The organism is Saccharospirillum impatiens DSM 12546, from assembly GCF_000423605.1.
GTDB lineage: Bacteria > Pseudomonadota > Gammaproteobacteria > Pseudomonadales > Natronospirillaceae > Saccharospirillum > Saccharospirillum impatiens.
In genome coordinates, this window is record NZ_AUIH01000008.1 from 155,771 (window position 1) to 171,756 (window position 15,986).

Consider the following 15,986-nt stretch of genomic DNA (forward strand, 5'->3'; position numbering starts at 1 on the left):
TCATGACGGATATGAACAGCGCGCCCAAAGGCTATTGGCAGAACATGGTTGTTGACTGGTCGGCCGACAAAGAAGCCTTTAAAGTCAATTGGGGCAAGGTGATGATGTGGGTGTTCCTGGTCAGCGACACCTTCATCTTCAGTCTGTTTTTGATCGGATACATGAACGTTCGTATATCAGCCTCTGAGGCCTGGCCCCTAACCAGCGAAGTGTTTGCACTGGTGGTGGGCGGAGAACACATTCCACTCCTGCTCATTGCCATCATGACGTTCATCCTGATCACCAGCAGTGGCACCATGGCGATGGCGGTAAACACGGCCTATCAGGGCAATAAGCATGCGACATTCTGGCTGATGATTACCACCGCTGTATTGGGCGCCAGCTTCGTTGGCATGCAAGCCTATGAGTGGACCAAACTGATTGTCGAGGAAGGCATTCGACCCTGGGGTAACCCCCTCGGGGCGGCTCAGTTCGGTTCCACTTTTTTCATGATCACCGGTTTTCATGGTTTGCACGTGACTGGCGGAGTGATCTACTTAACGATCGTCGCGATCAAGGTGAGACTCGGACATTACGATAAAAAGGGCTTTCAGATTGTCGAAATTACCGGACTGTACTGGCATTTTGTTGATCTCGTATGGGTGTTTATTTTTGCCTTTTTTTATTTGTGGTAAACCGGTAAAAACCGGCTGACATCAGGAGGAATTATGAGCGCAGACACTCAGGGTCAACAGCACCCGTTAAGCCTGTACTTTAAGGTCTGGGGACTTTTGTTTGTGCTCAGCGCAATGTCGTACATGGTTGACTACCTGCAATTTCAGGGTTTGTTGCGCTGGGGGCTGATTCTGGTTTTCATGTTTCTCAAGGCCGGACTGATACTCAGTATCTTCATGCATTTTGCCTGGGAGCCCATCACCTTGCGAGTAGCGCTATTGGTTCCAACGCTGGCCATCCCGATATTCATCGCCTTTATGGCCATTGAGGGGAACTACACCCTAAGCAGCCGACTGAACTTCCTGGCCGGGTAATCGCGGTTGTGAAAAACACCAGGCTGACTCAATTGACGGCCCCTCTGGTTGCTCTGGCACTTCTGGCTGCACTGGGCTGGTGGGTATTGCCCACTGGGGTTCCTGTTCTGCCCGGGATACAAGGCGCCTGGCTGATGCCCGCACACCCTCTGCCTGAGTTTACACTGCAAAAACACGACGGTTCCGTGATCACCTCTCAGACGCTTCCCGGCTCCTGGCACCTGGTCAGTTATGGGTTCACGCACTGCCCCGACATTTGCCCGACGACACTGGTGGAAATGGCTCAATTCAAGCGCGCGCTTAATCAACACACCCGGTATAGGGATTTGGACCTGCATTTTTATACCGTCGATCCGGGGCGGGACTCGCTGAACCAGCTGGCCGAATACCTGCCCTGGTTTCATGAGCAAATCAGTGGCTGGCGCGCTGATTCCGACCGCCAAGCCCGGGCGTTTGAATCAGCCCTGGGAATCCATGCCAGCGTGACACAGGATGCCCAGGGTGCGGTTCAAGTCACACACGGTCTGAAACTGTTTCTTATCAACGATCAGGGCGAGCTGCAAGCCGTGCTTGACCCAACCCGAACCCTGACCGGTCGGTTGCACTTCGAACCTGACCGGCTACTTCAGGACTATCTGACCGTTCGTCGTTGGGTAAACGCCCGTCAACTGTAGCGGTAAGGGCGACCTGCCCTGTCCATTGCAGCGTTGTAGTCTTTAAATACCTGCACCACACGCGCTGCCGTTTCGGACTCCTCCGCGATGTCATCCCAAAAGACCCGGGCGGCCTGTTCAACCTGCGCCCACTCCGCATCCGGAATCGACGTCAGTTCCAGCTTGGTGCCCTGTGTACGCAACCGAGCTTCACCGGCCCAATACCAGTGTTGGCGATAATAGTGCGATTGCTCAAAACACGCTGCCATCAATGTTTGCAGATGGGCGGGCAATTCATTCCAGCGCTCCATGTTGGCAAAGAAATGGCCAATCCAGGCGCCGGAAATGTTGTTGGTCAGAAAATGCGAGCAGATGTCGGCCCAGCCGACTTCATAGGCTTCCGTAATACCACACCAGGCAACGCCGTCAATTTCACCGGTTTGCAAAGCGATTTCAACATCTTCCCAGGGTACCGTTACTGGCACTACGCCAAACTGATTCAGGAATCGGCCCGCCGTTGGGAAAGTAAACACCCGCTTTCCTTCCAGTTGAGACAAGCTGGTAATGGGCGACGTGGTAATGAAGTGACACGGATCCCAGGACCCGGCAGAGATGTGTTTCACACCCACCGATGCATATTGCTCAGCCCAGATTTCATTTAACCCCCAGTCGTTGAACAGGGCCGGAACATCCAGAGAATAGCGGCTTGCAAAGGGGAAATAACCACCAAAGACCGTGACATCCGTAGGCGACATCATCGAGTCATCGTCGGACTGAACCGCATCAATAGTGCCGCGTTGCATTGCCTGAAACAGTTCAGACGTTGGTACCAACTGGTCGGCGTAAAACAGGTCGATCTGCATTTCATCCCCGGCGATGGCGTTGAACATATCCACCGCCGGTTTGATCACCTGGGCGCCCAGTGACGAACCCGCGTAGGTTTGCAGGCGCCAGCGAATGGTCGACTCAGCGAGCACCTTGGGGGCCGTTATGGCAGCGGCACCGGCCATTGCTCCGGCTTTAATGAACGTACGTCTTGATGTCATGGTTATTCCCTCTTTCCAGTTGAAGCCGAGGCTGCACCAGCGCAGCCTCTTATCAGCGGTTGTAAAGGGTCTCGGGTAACCAGAGTGCGATTTGTGGAAACATCATCACGATGATTAATCCGAGAATCATTACACCCACAAACGGAATTATGGATCGATAAATGTCACTCAGCGTTACGTCATTCGGTGCCATGGCACGCATTAAAAACAGGTTGTAGCCAAAAGGGGGTGTCATATAAGCAATCTGGCAGGTAATGGTGTAGAGCACCCCATACCAGATCAGGTTAAATTCCAGCATGCTGACTATGGGCACATAGAGTGGTGCGACGATAACGAGCATGGCCGTGTCGTCCAGAAACGTGCCCATCAAAATGAAACTGAGTTGCATCAGAATCAGGATTTCCCAGCGACCAAGGCCCAGGTTGTCCATAAACAGGCTGCGCACAAAATCGACGGCCCTGAGGCCATCAAACACCGCGCCAAAGGCCAGTGCAGCCAGAATAATCCACAAGAACATGCAACTGATGGCAAGCGTATTGCGACTGCAGACTTCCAGAACCCGCCAACTCATGCGGCCTTTGAACGCGGATACAGCCGTCGCTGCCAGCGCACCAATAACCGAACTTTCCACCAGCCGGGTATAACCCATGACAAAGGGCACCATCATCAGCGCAAAAATACCCAGAGGCATCAAGCCGGCCAACAATAATGTGTACTTCTCGCGCTGACTGATGCTCTGCCGATCTTCCTCGGAAATGGGAGGCCCCAGCTCCGGGTTCAATTTGCAGCGCAACCAGATATAGACAATAAACAGCGACGCCAGCAACAGTCCGGGCAATACACCGGCCAGCCAAAGCTGCCCGACGGGCTGGCGTGCAATCATGGCATACAGCACCATCACCACCGAGGGCGGCACCAGAATACCCAGACTGGCGCCTGCCTGGATAACCCCTGTGACCATGCGTTTGTCATAAGACCGGCGCAGCAATTCAGGAAGGGCAATGGTCGCGCCAATCGCCATGCCCGCGACCGACAAACCGTTCATCGCGGAAATCAGCACCATCAGCAAGATGGTTCCGATCGCCAAACCACCGGGCACCGGGCCGAACCAGACATGAAACATGCGATAGAGGTCATCCGCCAGGCGCGATTCAGACATGATGTACCCCATGAAAATAAACATGGGCAGCGTCAGTAACGGATACCAGTTCATGACTTTGATGGTCTGGGCGAAGGCAAGATCATAGCCGCCCCGCTCGCCCCACAAAAAAACGGCCGCAACAACGGCCACGAACCCAATGACGCCAAACATACGCTGACCCGTCAGCATCATCACCAGCATGGAGCCGAACATCAGCGCGGCAATCAAATCGTAGGACATCAGAGCTCTACCTTTCTCAGGCGCGCAATATCGCGAATAAAGAAGGCCGTGCACTGCAGGATCATCAGCACAATGCCAATGACCATGACAATTTTGACCGGTGCCATATAAGGACGCCAGAGACCCCGGCGACGTTCAGAGTATTCGAGGGCATAAAGGGTGCTTTCAATGCCGCCCCAGAGCAGTACACCCAGATAAACAAGCAGCATCAGAATGGTGACCGCATCGACGGCGGCTTTGGTGCGATCTGACCAGCGGCTATAGAGTAAATCCATGCGCACCGCCGAACCCAGTTGCAGAGCGTATGCACCACCGAGCATGAAATAACCCATTAACAAAAACTGGGCCATTTCGTCGGTCCAGATCTGGGGTTGCCAGCCAGCACGGGCGATGGCGCCCCACAGCAAAACGCCCATTAAGGCAAACAGTGAGACCATAGCCACCCGGCCGACGCCATAATTCAGGCGTTCAACCCAGCGTACATACACAATCAGGAAACGTGGCATGACCGAACTCCCGGGTCATACGAGGCTTTCGTCGCGATGAGGGTCTGCAGGGCCCCGGCTGTACCGGTCGCAGTACAGGCATCGGCAGTCAGCATTGGACGGTCCTTTCCTACTCAACGTTAAAACCAGTCTCTGTCGCTCTCACCATCTTGTCAATATCTTTTCAGAATTACATAGACTGTTACAATTCAAACAAAATGACTAAACTTTGTGCAGCGTTGAAATGCACTGACTTGGGTTGCTCTGGCCAATGACGCACCGGTTTGAGACAGTCAGCATCCCGTTTTTAACACCCACTCAGAGACTCAAACCGATGAACGTACAGGCCCATACCATAGAGACCCTACTGCGCAACGCACTGCCGAAACTGACGCGGGCCGAACGGCAAGTAGCGACGTACATGCTGGGTAATTTCCCGGTAACGGTGCTCGGTTCGGTCGCATCCATCGCCCGCGCTGCCGGTGTATCGAGCCCGACAGTGGTGCGACTGGTGCAAAAACTGGGTTATGGGGGCTATCCGGATTTTCAGGCGGGTTTGCATGAGGAGTTGAGCGAGACGCTGGCATCACCGCTGACCAAACACGATAAATGGGCCGATGCCTACCCAAGTGCCCACATTCTCAACCACTTTGCCGATAAACTCGTCGACAACCTGAATGCCACCCTCGGACAGGTTGATCAAACCAGCTTCGATGCCACAACCGGATTGCTCTCAGCCCCTGAGCGACGAATCTATGCGCTGGGTGGCCGCCTGACGCATTCCATCGCGGATTATTTCGCAACGGCTCTCAAGGTGATGCGCGGTGAAGTCGTCTTATTGTCATCCATGCCCAATACCTGGCCGACGGCTCTGCTGGATATGAATAAAGGAGATGTACTGGTGGCGTTCGATGTGCGCCGCTATGAACCCGCCGTGGTGCAACTGGTCGAGCTGGCGCGTGAGCAGGGTGTTGAAATTGTACTGATTACCGATCGCTGGGTATCACCTGCCGCTGTCCATGCGCGCTGCACCATGCCCTGCCACATTGAAGCCCCTTCCGCCTGGGATTCACTGACCCCGCTGATGGCGCTGGTCGAAGCGCTACTGGCAGGCGTTCAGGAGCGGCGCTGGGAAGAAACCAGCGCACGATTGAAGCGGATAGAAGATCTGTACGAGCGAACCCGTTTGTTCAAACGACCGCGCTAGTCGTCCAAATCCTCAGCATTTTCCCAGCCTTTGCGCTCTTCTTCTTCGGCCAGAATGGCCGCAATTTCTCCCAACACACCATCAACGTCAGCGGCGGATTCATCGACGTCAAAGTGGCCGGTCAGTTCGGTATCGTCGGTCAGATCACCGGCTTCATAAAGTGCCCAGAGTTCTTCCGCATAGTGAGTCTGATTGAGCTCGGGTGCAAATTGCCCGTAGTAGCGCGTCATGTTGCCGATATCGCGTTTCAACATCGACTGAGCGTTATTGTTGGCGGCGGCGTCGACCGCTTGCGGCAGATCAATAATGACCGGCCCATAAGCATCGACCAATACATTGAATTCAGACAGATCGCCGTGAATCAGGCCTTCATTCAGCATCAATTTAACGTAGTGCATCATCAGCGCATGATCTTCCCGCGCCTGCTCCGGCGTGAGTACAACGTCGTCGAGCCTGGGAGCAACACCGCCGTCATCGTCGGTGACCAGTTCCATGATCATCACGCCGTCAATACAACCAAAGGGCTCAGGCACACGCACACCGGCCGCCGCGAGGCGATACAAGGCATCCACTTCGGCATTCTGCCAGGTTTCTTCCTGTTGCTTGCGGCCAAAACGCGAGCCTTTTTCCATGGCTCGGGCGCGGCGAGTGCTGCGCACCTTACGGCCTTCGGTATAGGTGGCGGCCTGTTTAAAACTGCGTTTTTTAGCATCTTTATAGACTTTGGCACACCGAATCTCATCGCCACAGCGAACAACAAACACAGCGGCTTCCTTGCCACTCATCAGAGCACTGATGACTTCATCGATGACGCCATCCTCAATCAGAGGTTGCAGGCGTGCAGGGGCTTTCATTCAGTTATATTCCTCTTCCAATCGGTGTGTTTGTTCCCGTTTTGCGCAACCGCGAATTTACAGGTATTGCGCCGCACAATGGCCGCTGGCCCAGGCCCACTGAAAATTGTAGCCGCCCAGCCAGCCAGTCACATCCAGAACCTCGCCAATAAAATAGAGCCCCGGAACCGACTTAGCCTCGAATGTCTTTGACGACACTTCATCCGTACTAATACCGCCCCGCGTGACTTCTGCCGTGCGGTAACCTTCTGTACCGGCGGGCATCAGTCTCCAGCGGTGCAATACCTGACCAAGCGCTTCCGTATCGGCTTTGCTCAGGTTGGCCAGAGTGGTGCTGCCCAGCGCACGTACAGCCGGGTCATGATCCAGCCACGCCTGCACAAACCGTTTTGGCAGTAACAGCGCCAGAGCGTTTTTGAGCTCGCCCTTGCGACCTTCAGTACGCCACTGTGCCAGACAATCGGCAATGGCGACATCCGGCAAGAAATCGATTTCGATGGCCTCGCCGGGCATCCAGTAATTGGAGATTTGCAACATGGCAGGGCCACTCAGGCCCTTGTGCGTAAACAACATCGCTTCTCGAAATCGGGTATCGCCACAGGACACACTGACCGGCACTGCGACACCCGCCAAAGACTGCGCCAGCGCCAGCAAGTCACCTGACAGCGTGAATGGCACCAGAGAAGCATCGCGGCGCTCCACTTTCAAATCAAACTGACCGGCCACCTGATAACCGAACCCGGTTGCGCCCATGGTGGGAATTGACAATCCACCGGTGGCGACCACCAACGAAGGGGCCGCTACCCGGCCAGTCGATGTGGTCAATTGAAACCGAGTGTCAGTCTGGTCCTCATTGTACTCGATGGATTCAACCTCGCACTGAGTACGAATGTCGACACCTGCGGCTTCGCACTCTGCCAGCAGCACAGCCAGAATGTCCTTTGACGACCGGTCACAGAACAGCTGCCCCAGCGTCTTTTCATGGAACGCCAGGTCGTATTTTTGCACCAGTGACAAAAAGTCGTAGGGGGTATAGCGCTTCAGTGCGGATACACAAAAGTGCGGGTTTCGGGAAATGAAATGGGAGGGCTCCACCTCGTAGTTGGTGAAATTGCAGCGTCCGCCACCGGACATCAGGATTTTCTTGCCAACCTTTTTGGTATGCTCAAGCACCAGCATGCGTTTGCCACGATGACCCGCGGCAGCGGCGCACATCAGGCCGGCGGCACCACCGCCGATAATCAGTCCATCGTACTGCTGCATATCAGATCTGGGGGTCCCGTTGGCTCTGTAAGATAACTGGTACAGAGTGTATCACAGCCCGGCGCCTGACGAAGCGGTGGACACGACCCATCGGTCGCGCCCCCCATCCTTGGCGCCGTACAAGGCGTCGTCTGCGCGCTGAATCAGGCTGTTCAAGGAATCGCCCGGAACCCAGCTTGCCGCTCCGGCGCTGAACGTCACAGCCCCATGTTCGAGACTGCATATCGCCCATTCAGTGCGCAGATGGGAGAGAAAGTTATTCGCCGCCTCCTCCGGGCCGGGAATGATCGCCAGAAATTCCTCACCGCCCGCTCGTCCGACCTGGCCTTTGGAAGGCTCACAACAAGCCCGCAATACCAGGGCGAACTGCACCAGGACTGTGTCTCCGTACAAATGACCGTGCCGGTCGTTTACTTTCTTGAAGTGATCCAAATCAAGCATGATCAGTGAAAAAGGCCGCTGGTGTGCCAGCGCCGCCATCACGCCCTGGTGAATAACCTTGTGATTTAACAGACCGGTAAGGCTGTCTTTGCGGGCCATATCCGTCAGCCGCTTGGACAACACATTGGCCTTGTACAGTTCCTGATTGAAACGACGGACATGCCCCAGAATAACGATGATCAGCAACATGGCTCCGGCGGAGTAACTGAACACCAGGTCGATCAGGCGCGTGAAGGTATCCGGATAGGGCGTTACCCAATGTGGAACCCACATCTCCAACAACAGGCAAACAACGGGCGAGACCAGCAAGAGAATCAGCGACCCGGCTCGCCAGCGGACCCAGACGCTTTGCACGCCCACGGCATAACTCACCAGAACCAGGTAAAGAATCAACGTTGGTCCCTGCGAACCGGCGTTTAAAAACCAGGTTGCCGGAGCCACAACCAGTGCCAGAATAGCCAACGATATAGCCGTTGCTTCAGATGTTCTGTCTCGCCAGCGCCCCTGCCACCACAGCCCGCCAAATACCGGTAACGCGGCGACATAAATAGCAACCAACAAAAACGGTGTAATACCAAAAAGGCCATTAAACAAAGCCGACAGCAATAAAAAAACGAAGCTGGTCACGATCAGTATCAGTTGCTGCTGCTTGAGCGTGTCGGAGTCGGGCCCTAATAGCCAGCGTACCAGAAGACGCAGTCCTCGCCGGCGTCGGCGGTCGGCCATAAGGGTTCTCTTTGGAGAATCAGCGATGGGGGTAGCCGATGTCATCAGGCGTTACTCTGAGCATGCATTCCGGGATATAGCCTACTGCGACACAAACGAAGCCGATAGTATGATCGTTTCCTGATCAGGTCGCAAAACCAATTAGCAGCGGCATAGCTGCTGGTCTGCGTCAGGGGTCAACTTTGCCACGCATGGCTTTTGTCTTGCCACGTTGAACCTTCTTTTCTACGCGACGGCGTTGCGACCCGCGGGTCGGTTTGGTGGGCCTGCGTGCTTTTTCCTGTTTGACCGCACCGCGAATCAAATCCGCCAGACGCTGCAGCGCATCGTCTTTGTTTTTTTCAAAGGTGCGGAACCTCTGGGCTTTAATGACGATCACACCGTCTTTGGTAATACGGTTATCCGACAGGGCCAGCAAACGCTCTTTATAAAAATCAGGTAAGGCGGTTTTGGGCACATCGCACCGCAAATGCACGGCCGAAGCGACTTTATTAACGTTTTGGCCCCCGGCCCCCTGGGCCCGGATCTGAACAATATCGATCTCCCAGTCGGCCAGTGAGACAGCATTGGATAGTTGAAGCATAGGTTCCTTGTCTTGAATTCGGTTTACTGGTCACGATCAAACCACAAGCATTACCAGCCCGGCAACCCTGATCAGGCATGCAACAGGGGCACTTCGGAGACCAGAAAGTCAACCGCCGCCCGTATTTTGGGAACCTGGTAGCGCCGTTTCTGATACAACAAATAGATGGCCAGGCCAGGTTCAGTGGTCACCCGAAGGCCAGGAGACACCACAACGGGAACCAGGTCGCCACTGTCCAGATAGGGCTTTAACACCCAGTCCGGCAACATCAGAATACCCTCCCCCCGAACCGCTCTGTCCAACAGCCAGCGCCCGGCATTGCTGGTCGCCACCCCGGGAGCGGACACATCCTGCCAACGGCCGTCCAGCTCACAGATCCAACGGGTTGGCCCTTGCGGCGTGCGAAAATAAAGCCCCCGGTGCTGCTTCAGATCGCGCGGGTGGGTTGGTGTGCCGAACCGTGCCAGATAGGCCGGTGAGGCCACTGCCATGAAATCGTTATTCATCAGTTTGATCGCAATCACCCGCGCATCCGGTGCGTAGCCACCGCGAATGGCGATGTCCACGTCGTCACGGTCGAGCACGCTCAATTCATCGCTAAGCGTAATATCGAGCTCAACCTCGGGATATAGTCGGTTGAACCGGTCCATCAGCGGCAACAGTATCTGTTCGCCGAACCCAACCATGGCGCTGATGCGCAGCCGGCCCATGGGGTCTGTCTGGTATAAACTGACGGCCTCGTGCGTGGCGTCCAGTTGCAACAGTACGTCCACGATGTCGCGGTAATAGCGCTGCCCGATTTCAGTCAACCGCACCACCCGGGTCGATCGGCTCAGCAGGGTCGCGCCAAGGTGCGCCTCAAGATCAGCCACCCGGCGTGAAAGCGACGACGGGGGTACCTGAAAATGCTCGGCTGCCCGCGAAAAACTGCTCGTTTCAGCGACTTTCACAAAATACTTGATGGCCCTTAGCTGATCCATGGTCGTGTCACGCCTCTATTATTGCCTTTAAGACAACAAATATTCGCCTATTTGAGGCTTTTTATCATCCCTAAGTGCGCAATAATAGATCACAGTCGACAACAAACCGTATCAACCATGAACGAGGCGAACCCATCATGAACACCTATACAGCCATCCACTTAATTAAAAGACCCTCAGGTGCTATCGGTCCCGAGCTGTTCGAAGTCATCCAGAAACCCACACCAACGGTGAGCGAGGGCGAGTTTCTGGTTCGCCAGACACACATGTCACTCGACCCCGCCATGCTGGGGTGGATGTCACCGGATACAGAAAGCTATATTCCACCGGTTGAGCTGGGTACCGTAATGCGCTCGTCGGGCCTGGGCGAAGTCATTGAATCAAAGCACCCTGATTTTTCACCCGGTGACCGCGTCATGGGCATGTTTGGCTGGCAGGAAATGGCTCTCAGCAACGGACAGGGCATCAATAAGGTAGACCCTTCGTTACCGCCCGACATGCTGTTGTCGATTTTTGCCCTGCCCGGTTTAACCGCCACCCAGGGGCTCTTCAGCATCGGTAAACCCAAGGCCGGGGAAACAATCGTCGTGTCCGGTGCCGCCGGTTCAGTTGGTTCCATTGTCGGTCAGTTGGCCAAAGCCGATGGCCTGAGGGTGATTGGCGTGGTTGGCAGTGATGAAAAAGCCGACTGGATCATTAATGATCTGGGCTTTGATGGTGCGGTGAATTACAAAACCGACGACCTGGGCACCAAGCTCGATACTCTGGCGCCAGAGGGCATAGACCTTTACTTTGAAAACACTGGTGGCCCGATACAACACCGGGTATTCGAACGCATGAACGCTCATGGGCGGATCATGGTCTGCGGTATGATCGCCGACTATACGGCCCGTGAACCAAGCCCCGGCCCAAACTGGATGAACATCATCAAAAAACGCCTGCTGATTCAGGGCTTCACCATGCCGGATCACCTGCACCAGGCGCCGCAGTTGCTGGAAAAACTGACGCCCTATGTGCAGCAGGGCAAGATCAAATACCGGGCTCACACCCTGGAAGGCCTGGCGTCAGCCATGACCGGTTTGAACCTGTTTTTCACAGGCGGTAACGAGGGCAAACTCATCGTCAAACTGTAATCAGGTTGCTTAGCGAAGGGGCCCGCAGCAGTGCGGGCCCCTTCGCTCAACGAGCATCTGACAGGGCTTGCGCCGCCAACCCTACAAAGGCTTCGTGGGCCCCGGTTGCGCCGCTGATGGCATCAACTCCTTCGGGCACGCCCTGCTCGATCAACATTCGCTCATAAGCCGGGTAGGTAGACAATTGCGTTACCCCGCCACTGACGCGTCGCCAGCGCTCGGCATAATTCATGTCGGCCGACTTGCGATAATTAACCGTTCCGTCTTCATCTCGTGCGAACTCATCGAAATACACACCAACGATACGATTGCCTTGCACTGAAATTTCAATAATCCCAAAGGTTCCGCGACTGCCGGGCTCAGCCTCGGCATAGTAACTGCCATCGCGATAACGAACGCCCTGACCTTCAGTGCCCGTGGCGGTCCGCTCGCTGGCGTCAACCGCCGCCTCATTGATCGATTGATTGAGCGCCGCCAGATCCACATCCGCACCCTCAAGATAACCCACCAGAAAATCATCCAGCAGCGCTTCGGCACCCTGACTGTGAGGCCGGCCATTGCCTTTATCGACCCAACCCTCGGTTGACGGACGCCCGCACCATTGCGTCATGACCGATGCCGGCGTTGGATGACGGTCAATAAAATCAGTGACGTCATACACCAGTCCCTCAATTTCTTTCCAGCAACTGTCTGCCGAATTGTGAGTGGCCAGTTCATCCAAAGTGATTTCACGCACACGAGCATCAGATTCCGCCACCGTTGGCGCAACCCAGACCACGGCGATCAGCGTCAGCAGGCTGCTGACGAATGCAATCAGTGCAGAATAGGCAAATTTATTCATAAAAAATCAAAGACCTCACTGTGAATGGCATTGCCTGTGATACCGGCCCGTTTCAACAAGGGAATAAGGTGTTTCATCATGCCTGGAGGGCCACACAAGTAGACCTCTCTGTCGCGGAAATCCGGGCAATGCTCTTCCAAAAAAGCAACGGTGACTGCGCCCTGCACGGAAAAATGATGAGCGGTAATATCAAAGCGAGATTGCTTGACGGCAATGTTCTGAAGTTCGTCGAGATAGTAGGAGCGATACTCATCCTGTGACAGATAAAACAAATGCACAGAAGCATCGGTCTGGTCGTCCAGCATCGCGCGCGCACCACTGACAAAAGGGGTAATGCCAATACCGCCACCCAGCCAAAGTTGATCGCGCTTCGGGTAATGGCGCAAATAGAAGTCACCGTAAGGACCTTCGACGTCCACACGACTGCCCGGCGGCACCTGTTGCAAAGCATGGCTGGCATCACCGAGGTCTTTGATACCGAGTCGCAGCATCGGGTCAGACGGTGCCGAGGCGATCGTGTAGGGGTGCTCTTCGCGATTGCCGGCGCTCAGCCCCGGTACTTGTGGCGTCAGGTAAACAAACTGGCCCGCCATATAGCGCATGGGTTCGCCCAATGGCTTCAGACAAATCTCGACCACATCGTGCTTCAGTTGCCGCACCTCAGCGACTTCCCAGGCCGACCGGCCCAGATGAGGAGATAACACTTTGCGCCAAACGATGGCCCCGATAGACAGAGCGCCCAGCACCCACCAAACCAGCGGCTGATCAGCCAAGGGCAAGGTATGAATCAAGCCCAATACCAGGGCCGGTGCTGATAATAGATGCAACCGTTTCCAGCGCTGGTAATTCAACCGGCCAAAGAACTGGAATGTCGGCGCCAGAAACACCACCATCAGCGCCAGAGCAAGCCACCCTGCCCATATAGGCCAATTAGCAACATCAGGAAATAGCCCGGCCAGGCTAAGAGTGCGACCCTGGGTAACCGTCGCAAAGCCAAGCAGCCAGGCGTGAAGCAAGATATTCACAAACCCCATAAACCCGACCAGTCGATGGATCCTCCACAACCGGGGTAAACCACCAAACATAAGGTCAAGCTTGGGTAGCCGCAGGCTCATCAGCGCCGCCAGCAGTAGCAACGTCAGCCCAACGACACCCACCAAACGACCGCTCCAGCGAAACCAAACCACAGGATCGGTGGAAGGTGAAGGCCAGTGATTCAGCAGAAATATCGCCACCGGGATAAGCCCCAGTACCAACAGTATTCCCTCTCCGGGTTTGAACCAGCGCATGAATGCTCCTTAGGTAGCCGAGCACACACTATAGCAAAGATCCCTCCGGAACCGGTTGATCCACATCAAGCGGTAGCAATGACCCGGCTCCCTGCGCAGGTTGCAGGGTTAATCCGGCTGCACCTTTAGCTGACTTAGTTGCCGGTCCAGGTCATCGGTGATAGTGCGCATTGAATCGCTGACACCCTGGGCATCCTGAGCCAGCTCTGCCAGGCGAACGCTGGCTACTTCAACCCGGTTAATGTTGCGATTGATTTCTTCGTTCACCTGATTTTGTTGCTCAGCGGCTGTCGCGACCTGAGCGGCATTGTCGGTGATCGAGGCGATACCATTGGCCGCCGTTTCCATTTGCTGGTACGCATTATCTGCGTCGCTGACGGTGATATTGATGCGTTCCGTACTGCTCTGGATCTGACCGACCGCTGCGTCAACTTCCTGCTGCAGGGTCTGAATCAGCGCCCGAATTTCGACTGTTGACGACTGGGTTCGCCCGGCCAGATTGCGCACTTCATCGGCAACAACGGCAAAACCACGCCCTTGCTCCCCGGCTCGCGCAGCCTCAATAGCCGCGTTCAGTGCCAGCAGATTGGTTTGCTCGGCGATCCCCTCAATCACCTGGGTAATGCCGTTGATGTTGTCCGTGCTTTTTGCAACCAGTGCAACCCGCTCACTGGATTCTGTCATGGCTTTTGCCACCACTCTGATTTCCGATACGGTGTGCGCAAACGCTTCTCGCGCCTGCTGCAATGACTGGTTCGATTGCTCAGCATCTCCGGCGGTCCCACTGGCCAGACGAGCAACCTCGTTGGCGGTCGCCGACATCTCGTTCATGGCCGCCGCAACGCTCTGCATTTCTTCCTGTTGCGCAGACGTCGCTGCGGTCGTATCAGTGGAGGTTGTCACCAAAATATGACTCTGATCCCGAAGCTCAGCGGCAGAATGTTTCAACACTTGAATCATGTCGCGTAGCTTGCCCGTGAAACGATTAAACCCGTCGGCAATGGCGATCAGTTCAGCATGGCTGGACACACTCAATTGTTTGGTCAAGTCACCTCCGGCACCAGCCAGTTCGTCGACCAGACTTTGCATCTGGCGCATGGGCCGGGTGCTGCTGCGCAACCAGAAACTGATCAGCACAATAGCAATCACCACCAGTACCAGACCTATGCCAGCCATCGAGGCGGCTGTCGACTGATACCCCTGGCGCAGACTCTGCTCGAGCTCCTGGCTGGCAGCAAACGCAACGGATCGTGGTATTGAAATGGCCACCGTCCACTCAACACCCGCATCCTCAATAACTACCGGCGCCCGTACCAGCAGAGTATTGGCATCTGCCATAACCTGCCCGGTCATCGTTGATAGCGATTGCGCCATGGACGTATCGACCCGTTCATTCAATTCCCCCAATCGATCCGGATACGCCGAACTGGCCACCAGCAGACCCAGGTCACTGAGCAAGGCGATGTTCGCGGCCCCGCCAAACAGTTCACGCTGGTAAGCCAACACCTGCTCCTGAACCTGGGGCATGTTTATATCAACGCCCGCAACGCCTCTAAACTCATTACCGACAACCACCGGGTGAACCAGAGAGGTCAGCAGAACCTCATAGCCCTCTTCAATTTCATACAGGTAAGGTTCCATGATGCAAGGTTCCAGTGTATCCCGGCTGCACAGGTACCATTCAGACTCTCGATTACCAAACTCATCTACTGCTTCAAGATATTTAAGGCTCTTCGTAGTTTCCTGTGGAAATCCAGTATAATCAGGACTTGATCATACCGAATTTACGGGGAGTCTTTCTGTGGAAATCGAAGAGCATTATGCACTGCTTCTGGGTATTCATTCGCCCTGGGAGACAAGCTCGGTAGACCTCAACATGGCCAATAGCCGAGTCGATATCGAGATTGAGTATGTCGACTCCACTGGCGCGTGTCCTGAGTGCGGAACATTATGTCCAAAACACGATGAACGTGAATCCCGGACCTGGCGCCATCTGGATACCATGCAGTTTGCTACTTACCTGCACGCTCGGTTGCCAAGGGTCAAGTGTAAGGGCCATGGTGTTAAAACGGTCTC

Annotated in this window: 17 protein-coding genes; 6 read left to right on the forward strand and 11 right to left on the reverse strand. The window is 55.1% G+C overall.

Annotated elements, in window-relative coordinates; genetic code table 11:
- The first annotated feature begins 2 nt into the window (after nucleotides 1-2).
- The 3 genes from G565_RS0108055 to G565_RS23450 are packed head-to-tail and all read left to right on the forward strand — an operon-like array spanning nucleotide 3 to nucleotide 1,702.
- Nucleotides 3-674, forward strand: coding sequence for a heme-copper oxidase subunit III family protein (locus G565_RS0108055; RefSeq protein ID WP_028670468.1), 672 nt, complete (start codon nucleotides 3-5; stop codon nucleotides 672-674).
- Nucleotides 675-707: 33 nt separating this feature from the next.
- Nucleotides 708-1,028 carry a cytochrome C oxidase subunit IV family protein gene (locus tag G565_RS0108060; protein WP_028670469.1) on the forward strand — a complete coding sequence of 107 codons (321 nt, stop codon included), beginning with the start codon at nucleotides 708-710 and terminating at the stop codon, nucleotides 1,026-1,028.
- A gap of 8 nt (nucleotides 1,029-1,036) precedes the next feature.
- A complete protein-coding gene (locus G565_RS23450) occupies nucleotides 1,037-1,702 on the forward strand; it encodes an SCO family protein (protein ID WP_051207579.1) in 666 nt (221 codons plus the stop codon).
- On the opposite strand, the gene G565_RS0108070 is transcribed toward G565_RS23450, so the two are convergent.
- The 3 genes from G565_RS0108070 to G565_RS0108080 are packed head-to-tail and all read right to left on the reverse strand — an operon-like array spanning nucleotide 1,693 to nucleotide 4,614.
- Nucleotides 1,693-2,727: a TRAP transporter substrate-binding protein gene (locus G565_RS0108070; protein WP_028670470.1), complete on the reverse strand. Its 1,035-nt coding sequence runs from the start codon at nucleotides 2,725-2,727 to the stop codon at nucleotides 1,693-1,695. The genes G565_RS23450 and G565_RS0108070 overlap by 10 nt on opposite strands.
- Nucleotides 2,728-2,779: 52 nt before the next feature.
- The gene (locus G565_RS0108075) at nucleotides 2,780-4,108 is read right to left on the reverse strand and encodes a TRAP transporter large permease (protein ID WP_028670471.1); all 1,329 of its coding nucleotides are present in this window, start codon (nucleotides 4,106-4,108) and stop codon (nucleotides 2,780-2,782) included.
- A complete protein-coding gene (locus tag G565_RS0108080) occupies nucleotides 4,108-4,614 on the reverse strand; it encodes a TRAP transporter small permease subunit (protein ID WP_028670472.1) in 507 nt (168 codons plus the stop codon). The genes G565_RS0108075 and G565_RS0108080 overlap by 1 nt, the downstream gene beginning before the upstream one ends.
- 250 nt (nucleotides 4,615-4,864) lie before the next feature.
- On the opposite strand from G565_RS0108080, the gene G565_RS0108085 reads away from it, so the two are divergent.
- Nucleotides 4,865-5,800 (forward strand): MurR/RpiR family transcriptional regulator, encoded by a 936-nt coding sequence (locus tag G565_RS0108085; RefSeq protein ID WP_211227145.1) that lies wholly within the window; start codon nucleotides 4,865-4,867, stop codon nucleotides 5,798-5,800.
- Here G565_RS0108085 and G565_RS0108090 read toward each other — a convergent pair.
- The 5 genes from G565_RS0108090 to G565_RS0108110 all read right to left on the reverse strand — a co-directional run bounded on the left by G565_RS0108090 (nucleotide 5,797) and on the right by G565_RS0108110 (nucleotide 10,647).
- A complete protein-coding gene (locus G565_RS0108090; protein WP_028670474.1) occupies nucleotides 5,797-6,654 on the reverse strand; it encodes a PA4780 family RIO1-like protein kinase in 858 nt (285 codons plus the stop codon). The two genes, G565_RS0108085 and G565_RS0108090, sit on opposite strands and share 4 nt — an antisense overlap.
- Nucleotides 6,655-6,711: 57 nt before the next feature.
- Nucleotides 6,712-7,917, reverse strand: a complete 1,206-nt coding sequence (locus G565_RS0108095; RefSeq protein WP_028670475.1) for a BaiN/RdsA family NAD(P)/FAD-dependent oxidoreductase — start codon at nucleotides 7,915-7,917, stop codon at nucleotides 6,712-6,714.
- A gap of 51 nt (nucleotides 7,918-7,968) precedes the next feature.
- Nucleotides 7,969-9,084, reverse strand: coding sequence for a GGDEF domain-containing protein (locus G565_RS25920; protein ID WP_051207580.1), 1,116 nt, complete (start codon nucleotides 9,082-9,084; stop codon nucleotides 7,969-7,971).
- A gap of 169 nt (nucleotides 9,085-9,253) precedes the next feature.
- On the reverse strand, nucleotides 9,254-9,667 hold the full coding sequence (gene arfB / locus G565_RS0108105; RefSeq protein WP_028670476.1) for an alternative ribosome rescue aminoacyl-tRNA hydrolase ArfB: 414 nt from the start codon (nucleotides 9,665-9,667) through the stop codon (nucleotides 9,254-9,256).
- Between the two features lie 71 nt (nucleotides 9,668-9,738).
- Nucleotides 9,739-10,647: a LysR family transcriptional regulator gene (locus tag G565_RS0108110; RefSeq protein ID WP_028670477.1), complete on the reverse strand. Its 909-nt coding sequence runs from the start codon at nucleotides 10,645-10,647 to the stop codon at nucleotides 9,739-9,741.
- Nucleotides 10,648-10,784: 137 nt separating this feature from the next.
- On the opposite strand from G565_RS0108110, the gene G565_RS0108115 reads away from it, so the two are divergent.
- Nucleotides 10,785-11,780, forward strand: coding sequence for an NADP-dependent oxidoreductase (locus G565_RS0108115; RefSeq protein ID WP_028670478.1), 996 nt, complete (start codon nucleotides 10,785-10,787; stop codon nucleotides 11,778-11,780).
- A 46-nt stretch (nucleotides 11,781-11,826) separates the two neighbouring features.
- On the opposite strand, the gene G565_RS25925 is transcribed toward G565_RS0108115, so the two are convergent.
- The 3 genes from G565_RS25925 to G565_RS23465 all read right to left on the reverse strand — a co-directional run bounded on the left by G565_RS25925 (nucleotide 11,827) and on the right by G565_RS23465 (nucleotide 15,551).
- Nucleotides 11,827-12,621 (reverse strand): cytochrome b5 domain-containing protein, encoded by a 795-nt coding sequence (locus tag G565_RS25925; RefSeq protein ID WP_051207582.1) that lies wholly within the window; start codon nucleotides 12,619-12,621, stop codon nucleotides 11,827-11,829.
- Nucleotides 12,618-13,910 (reverse strand): ferredoxin reductase family protein, encoded by a 1,293-nt coding sequence (locus tag G565_RS0108125; RefSeq protein WP_028670479.1) that lies wholly within the window; start codon nucleotides 13,908-13,910, stop codon nucleotides 12,618-12,620. The genes G565_RS25925 and G565_RS0108125 overlap by 4 nt, the downstream gene beginning before the upstream one ends.
- Nucleotides 13,911-14,018: 108 nt before the next feature.
- Complete coding sequence (locus G565_RS23465) at nucleotides 14,019-15,551, reverse strand: methyl-accepting chemotaxis protein (RefSeq protein ID WP_051207584.1); 1,533 nt, start codon at nucleotides 15,549-15,551, stop codon at nucleotides 14,019-14,021.
- Between the two features lie 160 nt (nucleotides 15,552-15,711).
- Between G565_RS23465 and G565_RS26335 the strand changes: the two genes are divergently transcribed.
- A partial coding sequence (locus G565_RS26335) for a transposase family protein (protein ID WP_169579623.1) occupies nucleotides 15,712-15,986 on the forward strand: 275 nt, incomplete at its 3' end.

Excerpts from the sequence above, each read along its gene's own strand:
- G565_RS0108055 (WP_028670468.1), top strand. The coding sequence starts at position 3 with ATGACGGATATGAACAGCGCGCCCAAAGGCTATTGGCAGAACATGGTT.
- G565_RS0108060 (WP_028670469.1), top strand. The coding sequence starts at position 708 with ATGAGCGCAGACACTCAGGGTCAACAGCACCCGTTAAGCCTGTACTTT.
- G565_RS0108070 (WP_028670470.1), bottom strand. The coding sequence starts at position 2,727 with ATGACATCAAGACGTACGTTCATTAAAGCCGGAGCAATGGCCGGTGCC.
- G565_RS0108075 (WP_028670471.1), bottom strand. The coding sequence starts at position 4,108 with ATGTCCTACGATTTGATTGCCGCGCTGATGTTCGGCTCCATGCTGGTG.
- G565_RS0108080 (WP_028670472.1), bottom strand. The coding sequence starts at position 4,614 with ATGCCACGTTTCCTGATTGTGTATGTACGCTGGGTTGAACGCCTGAAT.
- G565_RS0108085 (WP_211227145.1), top strand. The coding sequence starts at position 4,865 with ATGACGCACCGGTTTGAGACAGTCAGCATCCCGTTTTTAACACCCACT.
- G565_RS0108090 (WP_028670474.1), bottom strand. The coding sequence starts at position 6,654 with ATGAAAGCCCCTGCACGCCTGCAACCTCTGATTGAGGATGGCGTCATC.
- G565_RS0108095 (WP_028670475.1), bottom strand. The coding sequence starts at position 7,917 with ATGCAGCAGTACGATGGACTGATTATCGGCGGTGGTGCCGCCGGCCTG.
- G565_RS25920 (WP_051207580.1), bottom strand. The coding sequence starts at position 9,084 with ATGGCCGACCGCCGACGCCGGCGAGGACTGCGTCTTCTGGTACGCTGG.
- arfB (WP_028670476.1), bottom strand. The coding sequence starts at position 9,667 with ATGCTTCAACTATCCAATGCTGTCTCACTGGCCGACTGGGAGATCGAT.
- G565_RS0108110 (WP_028670477.1), bottom strand. The coding sequence starts at position 10,647 with ATGGATCAGCTAAGGGCCATCAAGTATTTTGTGAAAGTCGCTGAAACG.
- G565_RS0108115 (WP_028670478.1), top strand. The coding sequence starts at position 10,785 with ATGAACACCTATACAGCCATCCACTTAATTAAAAGACCCTCAGGTGCT.
- G565_RS25925 (WP_051207582.1), bottom strand. The coding sequence starts at position 12,621 with ATGAATAAATTTGCCTATTCTGCACTGATTGCATTCGTCAGCAGCCTG.
- G565_RS0108125 (WP_028670479.1), bottom strand. The coding sequence starts at position 13,910 with ATGCGCTGGTTCAAACCCGGAGAGGGAATACTGTTGGTACTGGGGCTT.
- G565_RS23465 (WP_051207584.1), bottom strand. The coding sequence starts at position 15,551 with ATGGAACCTTACCTGTATGAAATTGAAGAGGGCTATGAGGTTCTGCTG.